A 2,063-nucleotide genomic window follows, 5' to 3' on the forward strand; every position below is an offset into this window, starting at 1 on the left:
CTTGGACGAGCCGTTCCTCGAAGCGGTGAACAGAAATCGATTGACCGCATCCGGTCAATACCTATACCGTCTCCGGCCACAGACCGTGGAGCGCTCGTTCGCTGACGCGAAGGAGCTTCATGGGCTCCGTTTCACGTTCTACCGTGGGCGTGAGGCGGTCCAGCGCGCCAACCTGGTGGCAGCCACCGCACAAAACATGAAGAAGCTGGCCAACCTGTTGGCCTGGAGAGACCGTATACATACCATTTTTTCAATCTTGTGCCGGGCAGAGCGCCTCAAGCTCATCGAACCTAAAAAAGACGAACCAATCCGCGAAAAGCGAATTGGTTCGTCAACAGTCTGCGGATGGCACAAGCCATCCGTTTTTGTTTTGGTCGACTGAACTATTCACGAAAAAAATAGTTAGGCGCGAAGCACCGTTTTAGCGAAACCCTCTATTAAACGAAAGTGAAATCGGGCATGATGATTAATGAAAGCGCTTGCATTAATCTTTTGAGGAGGAAAAGGGATGGGTAAACGACGGAAAGGGGTTGCTTTGACGGCAGGAGTCACAGCAATTGCACTGCTGGCTGGGCAACCGGTCGCGCAAGCGGCGACCCCGCAGAACGGCACGATGATGCAGTACTTCGAATGGTACGTCCCGAACGATGGGCTACATTGGAACCGGCTATCGAACGATTCACAGCATTTGAAAGACATCGGGGTGACGACGGTTTGGATTCCGCCGGCGTATAAAGGCACGTCGCAAAACGATGTCGGCTACGGCGCGTACGACTTATATGACCTCGGTGAGTTCAATCAAAAAGGGACGACCCGGACGAAGTACGGGACGAGAGCTCAGCTCCAGTCGGCCATCACGAGCTTGCGCGGCAAAGGCATCGGTGTCTACGGTGACGTCGTCATGAACCATAAGGGTGGTGCCGACTATACGGAGACCGTCCAAGCGATTGAGGTCAACCCGTCGAACCGCAATCAGGAGACGTCGGGCGAGTACGCCATCTCGGCTTGGACCGGCTTCAACTTCGCCGGGCGCAACAATACATACTCGCCTTTCAAATGGCGCTGGTACCACTTTGACGGCACCGATTGGGACCAGTCGCGTAACTTGAGCCGAATCTACAAATTCAAGAGCACGGGGAAGGCGTGGGATACGGACGTCTCGAACGAGAACGGGAACTATGACTACCTCATGTATGCCGACGTCGATTTTGAACATCCAGAAGTTAGACAGGAGATGAAAAACTGGGGCAAGTGGTACGCAGATTCGCTCGGCCTCGACGGCTTCCGTTTGGATGCGGTCAAACATATTAGCCATTCGTACTTGCGCGAGTGGGTGACGAGCGTCCGTCAGACGACCGGTAAAGAGATGTTTACTGTCGCCGAATATTGGAAGAACGACCTTGGCGCCATCAACGACTACTTGGCGAAGACCGGCTACACGCATTCCGTCTTCGATGTGCCGCTCCATTATAACTTCCAAGCAGCCGGGAACGGCGGCGGGTTTTATGATATGCGCAACATTTTGAAAGGGACGGTTGTCGAGCAACACCCATCTCTCGCGGTGACAATCGTCGACAACCATGACTCGCAGCCAGGGCAATCGCTTGAATCGACGGTCGCCAACTGGTTCAAGCCGCTCGCCTATGCGACGATTATGACACGCGGACAAGGGTACCCGACGCTCTTTTACGGCGATTATTACGGGACGAAAGGGACGACGAACCGGGAAATTCCGAACATGTCGGCGTCGCTGCAGCCGATCATGAAGGCGCGGAAAGACTTCGCCTACGGCACGCAACACGACTATATCGACCATCACGACGTCATCGGCTGGACGCGCGAAGGTGTGGCGGACCGTGCCAAGTCGGGTCTCGCGACGATTCTATCGGACGGACCGGGCGGCTCGAAATGGATGTACGTCGGTCGTCAAAACGCCGGCGAAGTGTGGAAAGACATGACAGGCAACAACAGCCGCCTCGTCACAATCAACGCCGATGGCTGGGGCCAGTTCTTTGTCAACGGGGGATCGGTGTCCATCTATACACAACAATAAGAAAAACGAG

At 54.8% G+C, this 2,063-nt stretch carries 1 protein-coding gene and 1 pseudogene; both read left to right on the plus strand.

Annotated elements, in window-relative coordinates:
* Positions 1 to 223: pseudogene (locus DI14_RS15640) on the plus strand (transposase); the annotation flags it as partial.
* Between the two features lie 285 nt (positions 224 to 508).
* Positions 509 to 2,053, plus strand: coding sequence for an alpha-amylase (gene amyS / locus DI14_RS11650; RefSeq protein ID WP_034808726.1), 1,545 nt, complete (start codon positions 509 to 511; stop codon positions 2,051 to 2,053).
* Positions 2,054 to 2,063 lie beyond the last annotated feature (10 nt).

Source organism: Exiguobacterium sp. AB2 (assembly GCF_000696055.1).
Taxonomy (GTDB): domain Bacteria; phylum Bacillota; class Bacilli; order Exiguobacteriales; family Exiguobacteriaceae; genus Exiguobacterium; species Exiguobacterium alkaliphilum.

Coding starts and splice junctions, on each gene's coding strand:
- amyS (WP_034808726.1), top strand. CDS start 509: ATGGGTAAACGACGGAAAGGGGTTGCTTTGACGGCAGGAGTCACAGCA.